The sequence below is a fragment of the Serinicoccus sp. JS2-9 genome (genome assembly GCF_059025165.1).
Map to the genome: position 1 here is coordinate 1,370,119 of NZ_CM180091.1, position 16,723 is coordinate 1,386,841.

Annotated in this window: 18 protein-coding genes and 1 tRNA gene; 11 read left to right on the forward strand and 8 right to left on the reverse strand. The window is 71.8% G+C overall.

The annotated features are described in order from the left end of the window. Positions 1 to 28: 28 nt before the first annotated feature. Together AC5PYY_RS06840 and AC5PYY_RS06845 are read right to left on the reverse strand one after the other, a co-directional pair. Positions 29 to 520 carry a BsuBI/PstI family type II restriction endonuclease gene (locus tag AC5PYY_RS06840; RefSeq protein ID WP_493899031.1) on the reverse strand — a complete coding sequence of 164 codons (492 nt, stop codon included), beginning with the start codon at positions 518 to 520 and terminating at the stop codon, positions 29 to 31. 15 nt (positions 521 to 535) lie between these two features. Beyond that, positions 536 to 976: a hypothetical protein gene (locus tag AC5PYY_RS06845; protein WP_493899032.1), complete on the reverse strand. Its 441-nt coding sequence runs from the start codon at positions 974 to 976 to the stop codon at positions 536 to 538. 133 nt (positions 977 to 1,109) lie between these two features. On the opposite strand from AC5PYY_RS06845, the gene AC5PYY_RS06850 reads away from it, so the two are divergent. The 5 genes from AC5PYY_RS06850 (at position 1,110) to AC5PYY_RS06870 (ending at position 4,299) form a co-directional block, all read left to right on the forward strand. Further along, a complete protein-coding gene (locus AC5PYY_RS06850) occupies positions 1,110 to 1,319 on the forward strand; it encodes a hypothetical protein (protein ID WP_493899033.1) in 210 nt (69 codons plus the stop codon). A 34-nt stretch (positions 1,320 to 1,353) separates the two neighbouring features. Then, the gene (locus AC5PYY_RS06855; protein WP_493899034.1) at positions 1,354 to 1,617 is read left to right on the forward strand and encodes a hypothetical protein; all 264 of its coding nucleotides are present in this window, start codon (positions 1,354 to 1,356) and stop codon (positions 1,615 to 1,617) included. Positions 1,618 to 1,861: 244 nt separating this feature from the next. Beyond that, complete coding sequence (locus tag AC5PYY_RS06860) at positions 1,862 to 2,020, forward strand: hypothetical protein (protein WP_493899035.1); 159 nt, start codon at positions 1,862 to 1,864, stop codon at positions 2,018 to 2,020. A gap of 137 nt (positions 2,021 to 2,157) precedes the next feature. Next, positions 2,158 to 3,168, forward strand: a complete 1,011-nt coding sequence (locus AC5PYY_RS06865; protein WP_493899036.1) for a zinc-dependent alcohol dehydrogenase — start codon at positions 2,158 to 2,160, stop codon at positions 3,166 to 3,168. 408 nt (positions 3,169 to 3,576) lie between these two features. After that, positions 3,577 to 4,299, forward strand: a complete 723-nt coding sequence (locus tag AC5PYY_RS06870; protein WP_493899037.1) for a hypothetical protein — start codon at positions 3,577 to 3,579, stop codon at positions 4,297 to 4,299. A gap of 28 nt (positions 4,300 to 4,327) precedes the next feature. On the opposite strand, the gene AC5PYY_RS06875 is transcribed toward AC5PYY_RS06870, so the two are convergent. The 5 genes from AC5PYY_RS06875 to AC5PYY_RS06895 all read right to left on the reverse strand — a co-directional run bounded on the left by AC5PYY_RS06875 (position 4,328) and on the right by AC5PYY_RS06895 (position 8,340). Then, positions 4,328 to 5,458 (reverse strand): tyrosine-type recombinase/integrase, encoded by a 1,131-nt coding sequence (locus AC5PYY_RS06875; protein ID WP_493899038.1) that lies wholly within the window; start codon positions 5,456 to 5,458, stop codon positions 4,328 to 4,330. After that, positions 5,455 to 5,712, reverse strand: a complete 258-nt coding sequence (locus tag AC5PYY_RS06880; RefSeq protein ID WP_493899039.1) for a helix-turn-helix domain-containing protein — start codon at positions 5,710 to 5,712, stop codon at positions 5,455 to 5,457. Before AC5PYY_RS06880 ends, AC5PYY_RS06875 begins: the two co-directional genes overlap by 4 nt. Before the next feature lie 139 nt (positions 5,713 to 5,851). Continuing rightward, positions 5,852 to 5,928: transfer RNA gene (locus AC5PYY_RS06885), tRNA-Thr, on the reverse strand. A 144-nt stretch (positions 5,929 to 6,072) separates the two neighbouring features. Then, entirely contained in the window at positions 6,073 to 7,617 is a 1,545-nt protein-coding gene (locus tag AC5PYY_RS06890; protein WP_493899040.1) for a DUF3352 domain-containing protein, read from the reverse strand. A 204-nt stretch (positions 7,618 to 7,821) separates the two neighbouring features. Continuing rightward, complete coding sequence (locus AC5PYY_RS06895) at positions 7,822 to 8,340, reverse strand: inorganic diphosphatase (protein ID WP_493899041.1); 519 nt, start codon at positions 8,338 to 8,340, stop codon at positions 7,822 to 7,824. Positions 8,341 to 8,446: 106 nt separating this feature from the next. Between AC5PYY_RS06895 and AC5PYY_RS06900 the strand changes: the two genes are divergently transcribed. The 4 genes from AC5PYY_RS06900 (at position 8,447) to hpt (ending at position 12,995) form a co-directional block, all read left to right on the forward strand. Continuing rightward, positions 8,447 to 10,069: a D-alanyl-D-alanine carboxypeptidase/D-alanyl-D-alanine-endopeptidase gene (locus tag AC5PYY_RS06900; RefSeq protein ID WP_493899042.1), complete on the forward strand. Its 1,623-nt coding sequence runs from the start codon at positions 8,447 to 8,449 to the stop codon at positions 10,067 to 10,069. A 90-nt stretch (positions 10,070 to 10,159) separates the two neighbouring features. After that, the gene (locus AC5PYY_RS06905) at positions 10,160 to 11,299 is read left to right on the forward strand and encodes a zinc-dependent metalloprotease (RefSeq protein WP_493899043.1); all 1,140 of its coding nucleotides are present in this window, start codon (positions 10,160 to 10,162) and stop codon (positions 11,297 to 11,299) included. Positions 11,300 to 11,303: 4 nt separating this feature from the next. Continuing rightward, positions 11,304 to 12,374: a tRNA lysidine(34) synthetase gene (locus AC5PYY_RS06910; RefSeq protein ID WP_493899044.1), complete on the forward strand. Its 1,071-nt coding sequence runs from the start codon at positions 11,304 to 11,306 to the stop codon at positions 12,372 to 12,374. A gap of 69 nt (positions 12,375 to 12,443) precedes the next feature. Next, complete coding sequence (gene hpt, locus AC5PYY_RS06915; protein ID WP_493899045.1) at positions 12,444 to 12,995, forward strand: hypoxanthine phosphoribosyltransferase; 552 nt, start codon at positions 12,444 to 12,446, stop codon at positions 12,993 to 12,995. Here hpt and AC5PYY_RS06920 read toward each other — a convergent pair. Next, positions 12,961 to 13,569, reverse strand: a complete 609-nt coding sequence (locus tag AC5PYY_RS06920; RefSeq protein ID WP_493899046.1) for an LLM class flavin-dependent oxidoreductase — start codon at positions 13,567 to 13,569, stop codon at positions 12,961 to 12,963. The genes hpt and AC5PYY_RS06920 overlap by 35 nt on opposite strands. 426 nt (positions 13,570 to 13,995) lie before the next feature. On the opposite strand from AC5PYY_RS06920, the gene ftsH reads away from it, so the two are divergent. Together ftsH and folE are read left to right on the forward strand one after the other, a co-directional pair. Then, positions 13,996 to 16,035, forward strand: a complete 2,040-nt coding sequence (gene ftsH / locus AC5PYY_RS06925; protein WP_493899047.1) for an ATP-dependent zinc metalloprotease FtsH — start codon at positions 13,996 to 13,998, stop codon at positions 16,033 to 16,035. Further along, positions 16,013 to 16,723, forward strand: coding sequence for a GTP cyclohydrolase I FolE (gene folE, locus AC5PYY_RS06930; RefSeq protein ID WP_493899048.1), 711 nt, complete (start codon positions 16,013 to 16,015; stop codon positions 16,721 to 16,723). The genes ftsH and folE overlap by 23 nt, the downstream gene beginning before the upstream one ends.

The window sequence follows — 16,723 nt, forward strand, 5'->3', positions numbered from 1 at the left end:
GCACCTGCCGCTGCTCGACGCCGGGGGGTCAGTAGGGCCCGAGGAACCGCACGCCGTCCAGGTGCACGAGATGGTCCGGGTCGGAGGCGCACCAGGCTTCGGTCTCCCACGCCAGTTCGGCCAGGTAGCCCCGCATCACCGCCCGGTCGGGGAAGCAGGAGACGAAGACCGGTCCGGCGTCGGCGTCGGCGAACACCGTCTCCAGCTCGGCCTTCCTCTTCGCGTCGACCGGCCCGTGGCTGGAGGCCGCCTCCATGAGGAACAGCCAGCCCCTGTCCGGCAGGTGGACGACCAGGTCCGGGAGCTTGCCGTGCTGGTCCAGCTCCACGCCGAGGGCGGCCAGGGCGTCGGCGTCGTGGACCGGCGTGCCACCGTCGGCGTCACCGATGAAGAGCACCTCCCCGCCCGGGGCGAACCGGGGGCAGAACTCGTGCACCATCGCCGCCAGCAGCACGTTCTGCCCGCCGGGTGACAGGCTCACCGCCACCCCGCCGGGCAGCGTCACCGGGATGCGGGCCATGTCGCGGGCCGCGGCCTAGGCGGCCCGCTGGCCCGGCAGCTCCTCCAGATACTCGTCCAGGGCGCACTCCGCCTCCGGCGTCCCCCAGACCCGGATCAGCTCCAGCGCGGCCGGGGTGACCCGGTAGTTGGTGAGGCCGGAGTTTGTCGGCCGGGTGGGGTCGTCGTGGTTGGTCTCCACCAGGCCGGCCTCGAGGAACTGGTGCAGGGTGCGCCGGCGGACCGTCTCGCGGGTGTTCGGCGCGTACTGCATGTCCCAGTGCTGGGCGATGTGCTCCATGAGGGGCGTGACGCCCCACGCCCTGTTCGTCGCGTCGGTCCAGGCGTCTCCCGGCCTCAGTCCCAGCAGCGCCAGGAACACCCGGCCGCTGCGCTCGTTGGTCTGCTCGGGCAGGAAACCGAGCGCCTCCAGCAGCTCGCGCGCCCCGTCGAGGTCGGCCTGCCACCAGCCGATCATGACGCGGCCACGACCGTCCCGGACAGCACCTCGTCGACCAGCGCGTCCAGCTCGCCCTGGCCGGGCAGCACCCCCGGGACGGCCCGGCCCAGCGCCTCCAGGTCCGCCGCAGCAGGTCGGCCCGGGGACCGAGGTGCTGCTGATCTACTCGAGCGCGGGCGGGACCGTCTACGGCGACCTCCAGCACGCGGTCCTCGACGGCCAGGTCGTTCACCTCAGCCAGACCGGTTCGATGGACCGCTACGCCACCGCGACGGGGCCGCGGGCGGTCGAGCTGGCTCGTGCCGCCGCCTGGACGCCCGAGCAGATCGAGGCGGACCGGCGGACCGTCCACCGCTACTGAGGATGGATCACCCCGAGCACCCACTGGAGGAGCTATGCCGGCCCACAGCACGAACCTCAGCGAGGCGCTGACCGGGAGAGCCTCGGCGACCGAGGGCCGGGCGCAGGTCCTCCTGGCCCGCGCCGAGCACGCCTACGAGAGAGCCCGCCATGAGCAGGCCCACGGCAGCGTCCGCCTCGCCCGCGAGTGGACGACGCACGGCGACTCGCGGTTCCACGAGTACATCCGCGCGAGGGAGCGCGCCCGGCGCCTGCGCTCTCTGGCCTACGCCACCAGGACCCTGGCGACCGAAGCATGAAACGCGGGCCGGGGTTCGACCCGCTTGCAGGTCGGGCACACCAGACCTTCGACCAGCCGGGGCGCTAGCCCGCATCGAGACCCTCAACGCCGCCGACGCGGCAGCGCGGGACGCGGCGGACGAGGTCTCCGAGGACGCGTACTACGGCGGGGAGGGTGCGCTGCTGGACCCCGTCGGTGCCGACGCGGCCGCCCGCGGCTCCTTGGCCGCCCAGTTGCCCAGCTCGCGCATCGAGGGCTGGCAGGTGGACCACACCACCGTGGGGCCCGACGGACGTTCGGCCACGGTGCAGGTGACCGCGCAGGTGCACTTCCCGGTGACCGGCTTCGTGCGGGCGCACGTGCTCGGCAGCCACACGGTCACCGTCGCCTCCACCGCGAGGGGTGACCTTCAGGTGCCGTGACGAGGCCGGCACGGCGGTCGGCGGTAGGCGGTAGGCGGTAGGCGGACCCTGTGTGACGGTGGTTTTTCCCACGCCGACTGGCTACGTTGGCAGGGCGGCTCGAGAACGGGCCACCAACCAACCCCGTGGAGGGAACCATGAAGGCTGCCGTCGTCCCCGAGATCAAGGCCCCGCTGGAGATCCGCGAGCTGGAGGTGCCCGAGGCCGGCGTGGGCCAGGTGCGTGTCCGCATCGAGGCCAGCGGCCTGTGCCACACCGACATCCACGCGGCGCACGGCGACTGGCCGGTGCCGCCCAAGATGCCGCTGATCCCCGGCCACGAGGGCGTCGGCGTGGTGGAGCAGGTCGGCGAGGGCGTCGAGGAGGACATGGTCGGCAAGCGCGTGGCGCTGCCCTGGCTCGGCCAGGCCTGCGGCCGCTGCCGCTACTGCATCGCCGGGCGCGAGACCTACTGCACGGCCCCGCAGTACATGGGCTACACCATGGACGGCAGCTACGCCGAGTACGCGCTGGGCTACGCCTCGCACGTGGTCGAGGTGCCCGAGGGCGTCTCCTCCTTCGATGCGGCGCCGATCAGCTGCGCCGGCGTGACCACCTACGCCGCCCTGAAGGCCGCCCGCCCGTCGCCGGCCGAGAAGGTCCTCGTGGTCGGCATGGGCGGCCTGGGCCACCTCGGCCTGCAGTACGGCCGCGCGTTCGGCTGCGAGACCATCGCCGCCGACGTCTCCGACGAGAAGCTCCAGCTGGCCACCGACGAGCTGGGCGCCGACCACGTGGTGGACGCCCGCGGCGACCTCGGGGAGCAGGTGACCGCCCTGGGCGGCGCCGACATCGCGCTGGTCACGGTGCCCTCGCCGGCCGCGATGGCCGCCGCGCACGCCGCGCTCAACCCGACCGGCCGCCTCGTGCTGGTGGGGCTGCCGGCCGACAACAAGCTGACCCTGCCGGTCTTCGAGACCGTGCTGAAGGGAATCAGCGTCCACGGCTCGCTGGTGGGCACCCGCAACGACCTCGCCGAGTGCTTCGCGCTGCACGCCGCCGGCCGCACCAAGGTGATCGCCGAGACCCGCCGGCTCGAGGACGTCAACGAGTGCTTCGAGGAGGTGCTCTCCGGCACGGTGCCGGCGCGCCTCGTCTTCGAGTTCTGAGCCACAGCCACCCGCGGACCTCGCTCCAGATCGCGCACGTCCGGCGCCCCGGCCCTGCGGCCGGGGCGTCGACTTGCCAACCCCGCCCCAGCGCCTAGGTGAAGCAGCCGTGATTTGCGGCATGTTAACCGGTGGGTGTCGTCGCGCCCATATAGACTTCGAATGGCTATGGCCCGCGAGACGAGGGTCGAGACGCGAACAGGGACGAAGCGTTGGTACCGAGCGGACGTGGGGCCACCGTGGAAGGCGCTCCTGTCCACCGGGACAGCAGGAACGACGACACGGACGTCGACCTATCCCACCGACTGGCCGCCGAGGTGAGGCTGCTGACATCAGGTTCGTCGGGAACCACGCGGCGCAGCGCCTCATGGAGGACCAGTTGACCGCACTGACGAAGGGGACCACCGAGTGAGCACCGACATCACCTACGCCTGCTACAACAGCCTCAACCGCGACCACGGGTGGCACCCGGCCAAGAGCATCGTCCCGAACCTGCACGGCTCGTTCGCCGTCTGGCCGCCCCACGGGACAACGATCCGCGACCGCTCCATCTTCGATGTCCACGGCGGAGCCGATGAGCCTGTCACCATCGACGGTGTCCGCCTTCGCAACGACATCATCTTCCTCGGCATCAACCCCTCGGACAGGGTAAGCAAGCCAGAGGACGTCAATCCGTGGTGGATGTTCCACCACACGGGGCAAGACGGCAAACTACGGGACGCCCTCGCCTCGCCCGAGCTCTCCGGATACCGCGGGGGGTGGATCACCGACGTGGTCAAAGACACCGTGCACAGCAACCCGGGGCACGAGACCGTCAGGAACGAGCTCGTAGGGCCCGCGTACGCGGACAACCTGACCTGCCTCGGTCGGGAGTTGGCCCACCTGGGTGCCCGGAACCCGGTGCTGATTCTTCTGGGGAAGTCCAGTAAGGCACTGCTTCCAAGGGGCCCCCGGGCGTACGGCCCGCTCCCGGACGTGCCGCTCGAACCGATCCTCGTAAAGCACATCGGCGAGTACCGATTAGGCCGTGCGATCCACTACTCCTGGCAGGGCCACCCCGACGAATTTCACCGCCGGTTCCGTGAGCACATGACGGCGATCTGCAAGGAGTACGAGGTCGAATTTCGTTAGTTACCCAGGCAGCGGATGGCCGGCATCGTCACCCGAGCCGCCGAGCTGCGGGACGAGCAGCACGGGCTGCGTCCAGCAGCAGGTCCATCTCCTGCCGATGGCGGTCCGCCTCCGGGTCGGTGAGCAGATGTCCGTAGACGCGCTGGAGAAAGCTTGAGTCCGCGTGACCAGCCCATCGAGCGATCCGCAGCGGCTCGATGCCGCGCTGCAGCCAGATGCTGACCGCGGTGTGACGCAGGGCATGTGGCGTGACGCCGACCAGCCCCGCCCGCTCGACAGCCGGGTTCCACACGCGATTCCGGTAGTTGTTGCTGTCCAGCCGGCCACCGCGGGGGCCAGTGAAAAGCAGGTCGTTCGGCCCCAGTCCCCTGTCGGCAATCAGCGTCTCCAGGGTTCGGCACAGTGAGGCCGGCAAGGTCGGGATGACCCGCTGGCCCGCGGTGCTCTTGGTGAGGTCGCGGACACCGGCCGACTTGACCGACCCGGAGGTGACACGCAGCCAGCCGTCGAGCAGGTTGACGTCCTGAACTCGAATCGCGCTCAGCTCACCGATGCGAACGCCCGTACACACCATCGTGGTGACCGTCGGCCGCCACCAAGGCAGCATGGCCCGCTCTAGACCTGCCACCTCGTGGATCTCGAGGAACTCCGCCTCGGGTGTGTCCACCCGTGGTCGCTTCACGAACGCGGCCGGGTTGGTGTCGAGGACCTGGTCCCGGACGGCCACGTTCAGGACAGCGCCGAGCAGAGTCATCACGTCCCTGACTGTCGCGCTCCTCCAGCGACCTGCAGCGAGCTTGTCGGCCTGGAACCTCTCGAGGTCGGACGGTGCGATGGAGCCGACGGGGACCGCACCGAACGCCGGCTCGATGTGGTTGCGCCACAGGCTCGCATCCCGCTTCCGCGAGGTTGCCGCGTTGGTGGTGGTGGCCAGTCTGTACCGCTCCCACCACGCGGACAGTGGCTCACGCCGGCCCCGCAGGTCCGCGCTCTTGCCCTTCGCCTTCCGGCTCTCCATCTCCGCCAGGACAGCGCGCGCCTGCCGCAGGGTGTCGGTGGTCGCCTGCTGTCGCCTGCCTGTGCTGTCCCGCCAGCGCACCACGTAGACCGGGCCGCGCCGATAGATGTTGCGCTCGACCCGGACCCACCCGCTGCTCACGCGAACCGCCGGGGGCGGCCTGCCCTGGCGGGTGGCTCGACCTCAGCGTCGGCGATGTACGCCGCGACGTGCGCCTCGGTGAACAACAACCTCTTGCCCACCTTGTAGTGGCGTAGCTTCCCGGAGCCAGCTGCTCGGTAGACGTGGGAGGTTGGTGCGTGCAGGTAGGCCGCCACGTCCTCCACGGTCAGCAGGTCCGGCAGGTACGTCGTCTGCACCCTCGCCGCGGGGCCCTTGCTCTGGTTCTCGTGCATGTCATACCAGTGCCAGCTGGGATGACGCCAGGTCGCGATTCAGACGCCCAGATCGGGGCCAGCGGTCGCATCTTGGTCGCAAACACCACAGCAGGTCAGCCCATGCACCTTCTGGAACCCGGTCTGACCTGCTGTTTTGTGGAGCCGCCTGGGGGAATCGAACCCCCGACCTATTCATTACGAGTGAATCGCTCTGGCCGACTGAGCTAAGGCGGCGCGCTGCCCTCTGGGCAACTCGACGAGGATACCCGACCAGCGGGAGGCCGCCCAAACCACGAGGACGCCCCCAGGGAGGCGGGGAGGCGGTCGTGCGACGGCCCCGGCGCCACGAGGGTGCCGGGGCCGTGGGGGCGGCTCGGGTCAGCCCTGCGGGTCGGCGACGATCCGCAGGGTAAAGCGGGTGTCGCCCTCGCCCTCGATGGTGGTGGACATCCCGACGGCTCCCAGCGTCTCCAGCGCCTCGCGGGCGTTGGGGTCGGTCACCTGCGGGAGGTAGAACTCCTCGAACGGCGCGACGTCGACGTAGAAGATCGACTGGGCGTCCTCGGCGTCCTGGATGGCGCTGGTGAACAGCTCGTCGGAGCCGAGCGTGCTCTCCGGGCCCTCCGCCAGGTCGTCGACGTAGAGCTGGTCGGTGCCGAGCGTCAGGGTGCCGTCGTCGGTGCGCTGCACCAGGACGCCCTGACCCATGCCGTTGGCGTTGAGCAGCTCCTGGACCCGCTCGGTGTCCGTCGTGACGCGGTAGGCCACCGGCAGGGGCGGCAGGTTCGGGTCGGTCTGCGACATGGCGCTGAACGCGCCGATGATGTCGGGCCCGACCGAGATGGCCATCGAGTCGCCCAGCACGGTGGCCAGGTCGTCCGGGAGCGTGAAGCCGGCGCTCTCGGCCTCGGCGACGATCGAGTCGAGCTCTTCGCCGTAGGAGTCTGCGTAGAAGTCCCAGGCGTCGCGGACGGCGTCGGCGCCGCCCACCATGCCCCAGGCCACGGCGGTGTCGGCCGGGAGCTCGGTGACGAGGCTGGTGCCCTCGCCGCTGCTCATCGGCACGCCCTCCACGCCGCGGGTGACGCCGTGCATCTCGATGGCGTCCTCGGTGAGCCGCACCGTGCCCGCGAAGCGACCGGCCATCTCAGGCATGGCCTCGGAGGCGGTGGCGGCCTCGTCGAGACCGTCCACGCCCAGCTCGCCGCTGAAGTCGGCGTAATCGGTGGCGCTGAGGTCGTCGAGCTGGGAGATGTCGGCCCACATCGACATGACGCCGGACTCGCCGAGGTCGTCCATGTCGGAGGAGTAGGCGTCGCTGTCGGCGAGGCTGCCGGCGTCGGCCGCAGCCTTCACCGCGTCGAGCGAGTCCGCCGGCGTGATCACGACGTAGTCGCCGTCGATGTAGTAGCCGGTGTCGTCCTCCTCGGTCAGCTGCTCGTCAAGGAACGCGAGGGCGGCGTCACCGTCCTTGACCTGCAGCGCGACCGCCAGGAGCGGGTCCTCGTCGGGGCCTGTCGGCGTCACCGTCATGCCGACGCGGTCACCGAGCCAGGGCTCGATGTCCTCCTCGTACGAGATGCCCTCGGGGGCCTCGCCCGTCTCCTCGAGCTGCTCCCAGACCCACTCGCGCCACTCCCCGGCGGACAGGCGGTCCTGGATGTCGGAGTCCAGGCCTTGGAAGAAGCGCACCGCGGCGACCTTCTCGCCGACGGACGGGTCGAGGTCCACCTCGACATACATCCCGGCGTCGCCGGGGAGCACGGTGTCCGGCTGGTCCCCGCCGCCGGAGAGCATCATCGCGGCGGCGACGCCGCCCCCGAGCACGGCCACGGCGCCCACGCCGCCGCCGATGAGCAGCCAGGGAGTCTTGCGACCACCCTCGCTGACGTCGCCACCCGGCGTCTCTGTCACGGTCGTCATGCTGTTTCCCCTCAGTGTGGGCGGGCTCCTGCCCGCGAATAGACCCGCCGCTTCACGAGAGCGGCCCTGCACGGCCAGCCTATCGCGGACGGACGTGACCGAAGGCCACGTGCCACTACGACGCCGCCCCCGACGGAGTGGTTCCGTGGGGCGGCGGGGAGAGGCTGCAGGTCCGGCCCCGCGGCGGGCGCCGGCGCGGGGGCGTCAGTGCTTGGGCATCGGCCAGCGGGCGGTGGAGATGCCGTGCTCCTGGGCGCGCTTGACCGCCTCCTGGTAGCACTGCTCAGCCTCCTCGCGGCCGGCCCAGTGCGCACCCTCCACCGACTTGCCCGGCTCCAGGTCCTTGTAGACCTCGAAGAAGTGCTGGATCTCCAGGCGGGTGTGGGTCCCGATGTCGTCCAGACTCTGGATGCCCATCTTGCGCGGGTCGTCGGCCGGCACGCAGATGATCTTGTCGTCGCCGCCTGCCTCGTCGCGCATGTGGAACATCCCGATCGGCCGCGCCGCGACCAGGCACCCGGGCCAGGTCGGCTCGTCCAGCAGCACGAGGGCGTCCAGCGGGTCCCCGTCCTCGCCCAGGGTCTCCTCGATGTAGCCGTAGTCGGCCGGGTAGCGCGTCGCGGTGAAGAGCATCCGGTCAAGCCGGATCCGTCCCGTCTCGTGGTCGACCTCGTACTTGTTGCGGCTGCCCTGCGGGATCTCGATCGTCACGTCGAACTGCATCTGGCGCTCTCTCTGCTTCGGTTCGGCATAGGCTTCTCACTCAAGTGTCCCTCATCCAGGGGTCCGGTGACGACGGAGGTCGATGACAGCGGTGGTGACCAGTCGCGTGAGCACGCGCCGCGCCACGAGGTATGCCGTGGCGCCGGCACTGGCCGCTGCCCTGCTCGCCGGCGCGTGGTCGGTGCCGGAGGCGGGTGCCGCCTCCGCGCGCGTCCCGATCAGCGTCGGCGACGACGCGAGCACCACCACGGCACCCGAGGGCGGGGCAGCCGCGACGACGGGTGCGCCGGACGAGGCCAGCACCACGACGCGGGCACCGTCGACGGCTGCGGACGTGCGGCCCCGTATCGCGACGCCTGCCGCGCCCCTCGGTCAGGTCACCGGCGGCGCGGTCCCCGATGCCGACGCGTTGTCGGAGGACGTCGCCGACGAGCTCGACAGCCAGTGGCTGGGACCGAGCAACCGACGAGCCGTCACCGTCCGCGACGCCCTCACGGGGGAGGTGCTGCTCGACCGCAACGCGACCCGGCTGGTGACGCCTGCCTCGACGACGAAGCTGCTCTCTGCCGCCGCGATCGTGACCGGCCTGGACGGCGGTGACACCTTCACCACCCGCGTCGTCCGCGGTCCCGAGCCGGGGGAGGTCGTCATCGTCGCGGGCGGCGACATGCTGTTGGCCGACGGGGTGGGTGACCCCGACGCCGTCGCAGGTCACGCGGGCCTCGCGGATCTCGCCGCGCAGACGGCCGCGTCGCTGACCGGGGTCGCGGGTGAGGGGGATGACGAGGGCGACGGCGCCTCGACGACCGCGGAGGACGCCGAGGACGCGGCCGCCACCAGCGCGCCCGAGGCCGCCGACGGAGCTGTCGACGGCCCCATCACCGTCAGCCTGGATCTGTCCTACGCCGCCAGCCCCGACGCCCTGGAGACCTGGACCGACCAGTGGGTCTCGGAGGGATGGACCGGCCGCGTCGTGCAGCTCGGCCGTTCCGGAGACCGGGCGCTGCCCTTCAACCCTTCTCCCGCCGATCCCGAGCAGGAGGTCGCCCGGGTCTTCCGGGAGGCCCTGGCGGAGGAGGGCCTCGACGTCGTCGGGTCGGGCGATGAGGACGCCACCGCCGCGGAGGTCGAGGCGCCCGATGACGCCACCGAGCTGGCGAGCGTCGAGTCGGCCGCCGCCCGCGACGTGCTCGCCCTGGCGCTCGCCACCAGCGACAACGCCATGGTGGAGCAGCTGGCCCGGCAGGCCGCGGTCGCCGACGGCGAGAGCGCGGACCAGGACGCCGTCATGGCCTGGATCGAGCAGACCCTGGTCGACGACTACGGCCTGGACCTGGAAGGGGTGCAGATCGCCGACGCCAGCGGGCTCTCGGACGGCACCCGCATCCCGGTCGACGTCGTCGCCGACGTGCTCGTCGCCGGGTCGGACGGCTCCCACCCCGAACTGCAGGAGGTCCTGGCCGCCGGAGGCCTGCCCATCGCCGGATATACCGGCACCCTCTCCGCCCGCTTCCACCTCGACGTGCACGACCCGGCGGTCGGCAACGCGCGGGCCAAGACCGGCTCGCTCCCGGGGGTCACCTCCCTGGCCGGCACCGTGGTGACCGAGGACGGCCGGCTGCTCGCCTACGCCATGACCGCGGACGACATCGAGGACGGCGCGGCGGTCTTCGAGGCGCGCTCGGTGCTCGATGAGGTCGTCGCCGAGCTGGCCCGGTGCGGCTGCTGAGGTTCGCGCCACCCCAGGCGAGCGCACCGGTGCCACCGACCGCCCCGATCCGGGTCGCCGCGACCCGGGGCGAGCGCATACCGTCGGGTCATGACTGAGCACCCGGTGCCGACCACCGACGACGCGCCCTCGCCGACCGAGGTGCAGGGCAGTGCCCTCGTGGACTGGGACTTCGCGGCCTCGGCTGCGGCCCGGCTGGCCCCGCCGGGGCCGAAGGCGAGCCGCACCGAGATCCGGGACCTCGTCGCGGACCTGCGCTCGGCCGCCGCGCGCGCCGTCGAGCCGGTCGCCAGCACGGCGCAGATGGCGACCCCGCCCGGCACACCCGAGGCGCTCGTCGTCGACCGGGCCGGGTGGATCCGCGCCAACTGCGCCTCCATGGGTGCGATGCTCGCCCCGGTGCTCGACGACGTGGTCGCCAAGAAGCGTGCCGCCGACCGTCGGCGGGCCGAGGAGGCCGGGCGCCAGCTCCCCGACCTGGGCGAGCGGTCCCAAGCGATCTCCGGCAAGGTCACCGGCACCGAGGTCGCCGGCCTGTTGTCGTGGATCTCGACCAAGGTGCTGGGGCAGTACGACCTCGCGCCCCAGGGCACCCCGGCGCTGATGTTCGTCGCGCCCAACATCCTGGCCGCCGAGCGGGAGCTCGAGGTCGACCCGGGCGACTTCCGGTTGTGGGTGGCGATGCACGAGGAGACGCACCGGGTGCAGTTCACCGCCGTGCCGTGGCTGCGCGAGCACATGATCGAGCGGGCGCGCTCGATGGGCACGCGGATCATGCCGGAGCCGGAGGAGATGGGGCAGCGGCTCGGCGAGATCCTCGGCGCGCTGCCGGGTGTCCTGCGCGGCGAGGAGGACATCACCCAGGTCGTGGCCACGCCCGAGCAGCGCGAACGCCTCGCGGAGGTCACCGCGATCATGTCGCTGCTCGAGGGGCACGCCGACGTCGTCATGGACGAGGTCGGCCCCAGCGTCATCCCCACGGTCGCCGAGATCCGGCGTCGCTTCACCGAGCGGCGCAAGGGCGCGGGCAACGTCGACAAGGTGCTGCGCCGGCTGCTCGGCATGGAGGCCAAGATGCGGCAGTACAAGGACGGTGCGGTGTTCGTGCGCGGCGTCATGGACGAGGTCGGCGTCGAGGGCTTCAACCAGATCTGGACCTCGCCCGAGACGCTGCCGCGACCGACCGAGATCGCCGACCCCGCGGCGTGGGTCGCGCGCGTCCACGGCTGATCCGTTGCCCGGTCCTCCTCCCGCCGTCGCCGCGGCCCGCGTCGCCGTGCGGCGGTGGGTGGAGGCGCAGCCGCTGCCCGCAGGCGCCCTCGTGCTGGTGGGCTGCTCGGGCGGTGCCGACTCGCTCGCGCTGACCGCCGCGGTGGGCTTCGTCGCTCCTCGCGGTGGTGTGCGCGCCGGTGCGGTCGTCGTGGACCACGGTCTGCAGGACGGCTCGGCGGCGGTGGCCCGGCGGGCGGCCAGGCAGTGCCGTGGCCTGCTGCCCGAGGGCTCGCCGGTCGCGGTCGAGCGGGTGCAGCTCGCCGGTGGCGCGTCCGGGCCGGAGGGGGAGGCGCGAGAGGCGAGGTATGCCGCGCTCGCGGCGGTGGCTGCGCGGCTGGGGGCCGGTGCGGTGCTGCTCGGGCACACGCGTGACGACCAGGCCGAGCAGGTGCTGCTCGGGTTGGCCCGGGGGTCGGGCGCCCGGTCGTTGGCCGGGATGCCCTCCACGCGAGCCCTGCGGGGCGCGGCGGATGGCGAGCATGCGCCGCCCGTGCTGCTGGGGCGCCCCTTCCTCGGCGACCCGGCCCGGACCGCTGGGGGAGCGTCGGCCCCTGGCGGCCACGCCATCACGCGGGAGGTGACCGAGCAGGTCTGCGACGAGCTGGGGCTCGAGCCGTGGGACGACCCGCACAACCGCGACGAGCGCTACGCCCGGGTGCGCGCCCGCAGGGCCCTGACCGAGCTGGAGCCGCTGCTCGGCCCCGGGCTGGGCGCCAACCTCGCCCGGACCGCCGACCTGCTCCGGGACGACGCCGACGCGCTGGAGCAGGCGGCGGAGACTGCATACCTCGGTCTGGGTGAGCCGCCCTGGGCGGTGGACGCTGTCGCGACCCTGCCGCGCGCGATCCGGACGCGGCTGTGGCGACGCTGCGCGCTGGCCCTCGGGAGCCCCGGCACCGACCTCACGAGCGAGCACCTGTCTGCCGTGGATGCGCTGGTCACGGCGTGGCACGGGCAGGGTCCGCTGCACTTGCCGGGGGGAGTGCGGGCCGGTCTCTCCGCGGACCGGGTGTGGCTCCGGCGCGAGACATAGTTCAATGGTCCTTGTCGCGGGTGACCGAGCGCCCGCGAGGAGTCGCCGAGCGATCGAGGAGCGAGCTGCGTGGACGCCGAGCACATGCGTGATGACCTGGCCGCGGTGCTGTACACCGAGGACGAGATCAAGGGCCGCCTGGCGGAGCTGGCCGAGGAGGTGTGGGCGGACTACCACGACAAGGACGTGCTCCTCGTGGGCGTGCTGAAGGGCGCGGTCCTGGTGATGGCCGACTTCATGCGCGCCCTGCCGGGGTCGGCCGAGATGGACTGGATGGCGATCTCGAGCTACGGCTCGGGCACCAAGAGCAGCGGGGTGGTGCGCATCCTCAAGGACCTCGACACGGACATCACCGACCGGCACGTGCTCATCGTCGAGGACATCATCGACTCCGGGCTGACGCTGTCCTGGATCAGGACGAACCTGCAGTCACGCCGCCCGGCCAGCCTGGAGATCTGCACGCTGCTGCGCAAGCCGACGGCCGCGAAGGTGGAGATCGACACGCGCTACGTGGGCTTCGACATCCCCGACGAGTTCGTCGTCGGCTACGGCCTGGACTACGCCGAGCGCTACCGCAACCTGCGCGTCATCGGCACCCTGGCACCGCACGTCTACAGCTGACCGGCAGCCTGGTCTGGTCACTCCGAGAGCCTGACTCCCGCACGAGCGAGCACGCGCGGCCGAGGACGGGGAGCATCGTCAGCAGAGCTGGCCCGCCCTCGGGTGGACCGTCGTCGGCGGTGACGACCGTGATCGCGACCCGGCGAGCGCCCTCGGCCGCCCGCTGCGCGATCAGCTCCGCGATCCGCTGCGCCGACGCGCCGACGGGCACCGGCTGGAAGACGAGCACGTCAGGATCGCCGTCGCGGCCGGCGGCCTGCCAGGCCTCGCGGACGTGCGGCACCGCGTCCGGCAGGGCGGCCGGCCGATCCACCACGACGCCGTCGCCGATCTCGCCGGCGAGCGCCAGGGTCTTGGGACGGTAGGCGCCCACGAGCACGGGAGGGATCGCGTCCGGCGGCCAGTCGAGCGCCCCGTGGCCGACCGCGGGGAGGAACCGACCAGGAGAGAGTCGCGTCACGGTAGCGATCTCCATACTGCTCAGGGCGACGTTGCGCAGCGGGACCGGGAGCAGCGTGACCCCCACACGCAGCCGGGTGGTCCACGCGAGAGCCGCCGTAGCTGCCGAGATCACGGCCTCCTTGACGCAGTCCTCTCACAGCCACAGCTCGTCCAGGCCCGCCGCCTCGGCAGACTGGGCCACCTCCCGGAGCCGCTCCGACGGCTGGTCCGGCGGAAAGATCACCCCGATGTGCGTCCTACGCCGGACCGTGCACACGAGGCTGCCGGTGCGGAGGGGGCGGAGCCCCAGCGGGGGTGCCCGGGGGCGGAGCCCCTGGGGGTGGTGGGGTCTGGGGCGGAGCCCCAGCGGGGGTGCCCGGGGGCGGAGCCCCTGGGGGTGGTGGGGTCTGGGGCGGAGCCCCAGCGGGGGTGCCCGGGGGCGGAGCCCCTGGGGGTGGTGGAACACTGGCCTTCTACCGTGCGTTGAGCGCAGGAGAATCTGCCGATCGATCGACCAGGAGGACCGGGGACGCCTTCGGGGCACCCGAATGTCACTGACATGAGCACTGCCAACTCGCGGCCCAAGCGGGCCAAGCCCAGTCCGTGGATGTGGGTCTTCCTCTTCCTCGGCCTCGGCATCCTGTGGTACTCGCTGCTCGCGCAGGGTCCCTACAGCCGGATCGACACTGCTGACGCGCTCGAGCTCATCAAGAACGACCAGGTCGCGGAGGCCGTCGTCACGCCGGACCGGATCGACCTGACCCTCAAGGAGGGGGAGACCTTCTCCAGCGACGACGTCCGGGAGACCGACCAGGTCCAGGCGTTCTACGTCGAGGCCCGCGGCGAGCAGATCATCACCGCGCTCGACGACAACCCGCCCTCCGAGCGATGGACCGACGACCCCGCGCGGCAGAACGTCTTCGTCACCCTTCTCATCAACTTCCTGCCCCTGCTGCTCATCCTCGGTCTGTTCCTGTGGCTCATGACCCGGATGCAGGGCGGCGGTCGCGGGGTCATGCAGTTCGGCAAGTCCAAGGCCAAGCTGGCCACCAAGGACATGCCCAAGGTCACCTTCGACGACGTGGCCGGCTCCGACGAGGCCGTCGAGGAGCTGCACGAGATCAAGGAGTTCCTCTCCGAGCCGCGCAAGTTCCTCGAGGTCGGCGCCAAGATCCCCAAGGGCGTCCTCCTCTACGGCCCGCCCGGCACCGGCAAGACCCTGCTCGCCCGGGCCGTGGCCGGCGAGGCGGGCGTGCCGTTCTACTCCATCTCGGGCTCCGACTTCGTCGAGATGTTCGTCGGTGTAGGCGCCTCCCGCGTGCGCGACCTCTTCGAGCAGGCCAAGGAGAATGCCCCGGCGATCATCTTCGTCGACGAGATCGACGCCGTGGGCCGCCACCGCGGCGCGGGTATGGGCGGCGGTCACGACGAGCGGGAGCAGACGCTCAACCAGCTGCTCGTCGAGATGGACGGCTTCGACGTCAAGACCAACGTCATCCTCATCGCCGCCACCAACCGCCCCGACATCCTGGACCCGGCGCTGCTGCGCCCGGGCCGCTTCGACCGTCAGATCGCGGTCGAGGCCCCGGACATGCTGGGCCGCCTGCACATCCTGCAGGTGCACGGCAAGGGCAAGCCGCTGGCGGACGTCGACCTCATGGCCGTCGCGCGGCGCACCCCGGGCTTCTCCGGCGCCGACCTGGCCAACGTGCTCAACGAGGCCGCCCTGCTCGCGGCGCGCAAGAACGAGCAGGTCATCACCGACGGCGACCTCGACGAGGCGATCGACCGCGTCATGGCCGGTCCGCAGAAGCGCACCCGGGTCATGAGCGCCAAGGAGAAGAAGATCACCGCCTACCACGAAGGCGGCCACGCCCTCGTCGCGGCGGCGATGAACCACACCGACCCGGTGAGCAAGGTGACGATCCTGCCCCGCGGGCGGGCGCTCGGCTACACCATGGTGCTGCCGGCGGACGACAAGTACTCCACCACTCGCAACGAGCTGCTCGACCAGCTCGCCTACGCCCTCGGCGGGCGCGTGGCCGAGGAGCTGGTCTTCCACGACCCGACCACCGGCGCCGCCAACGACATCGAGAAGGCGACCGGTCTCGCGCGCAAGATGGTGACGCAGTTCGGTATGTCGGAACGCGTCGGCGCGGTCAAGCTCGGCTCGGCCGGCGGTGAGGTCTTCCTCGGGCGCGACATGGGCCACGAGCGGGACTACTCCGAGAACCTGGCCGGCGTCGTCGACCAGGAGGTGCGCCGTCTCATCGAGGCCGCCCACGACGAGGCCTGGCACGCCCTCAACGACAACCGCGACATCCTCGACGCGCTCGTGCTGGAGCTGCTGGAGAAGGAGACCCTCAACGCCGACGCGATCGCCGAGGTCTTCAAGGACGTCCGCAGGCGCCCGGTCCGCCCCGTCTGGCTCTCGTCCGACGCCCGGACGATCCACGAGAGCGGACCGGTGCTGACCGACGCCGAGAAGCGCGCGATGTCGAACGGCCACCACCCGTTGACCGAGGCCGACGGGACCACCCCGCCGGTCGAGGTGGTCCAGGTGCCCGAGGGCGGCCATGTCGACTCCGGGCGCGAGTGAGGCACCGGGTGCCCCGGGCGGGGCACTCGAGCCGGCGGCATACCCGGACGGCTCACCGACCACCTCGGGCGCGGTGACGGACGAGGCGCGCGACGACGAGGCCGCGGCCGCCCCGCTCGTGGGCGAGGTCGACCACGCTCGGGTGGAGGCTGCGGTGCGGGAGATCCTCATCGCGGTGGGCGAGGACCCCGACCGTAACGGTCTGCGGGACACCCCGGCCCGCGTGGCACGGTCCTACGCCGAGATCTTCGGGGGGCTGCGGCAGGAGCCGCGTGATGTGCTCGGCACGACCTTCGACGTCGACCACGACGAGATGATCATGGTCAAGGACATCGAGCTCTACAGCGTGTGCGAGCACCACCTGGTGCCGTTCCACGGGTCTGCGCACGTCGCCTACATCCCCGGTCGGGACGGGCGCGTCGTCGGGTTGTCGAAGCTGGCCCGCCTCGTCGACGTCTACGCCCGCCGCCCGCAGGTCCAGGAGCGCCTCACCACGCAGATCGCGGACGCGCTCGAGGAGCACCTCGCGCCCCGCGGCGTGCTCGTCGTCGTGGAGGCAGAGCACCTGTGCATGTCGATGCGCGGCATCCGTCGCCCGGGGGCCCGCACCCTCACCTCGACGGTGCGCGGCCAGCTGCGCCACCCCGCCACCCGTGCCGAGGCGATGAGCCTGGTCACCGGACGGTGA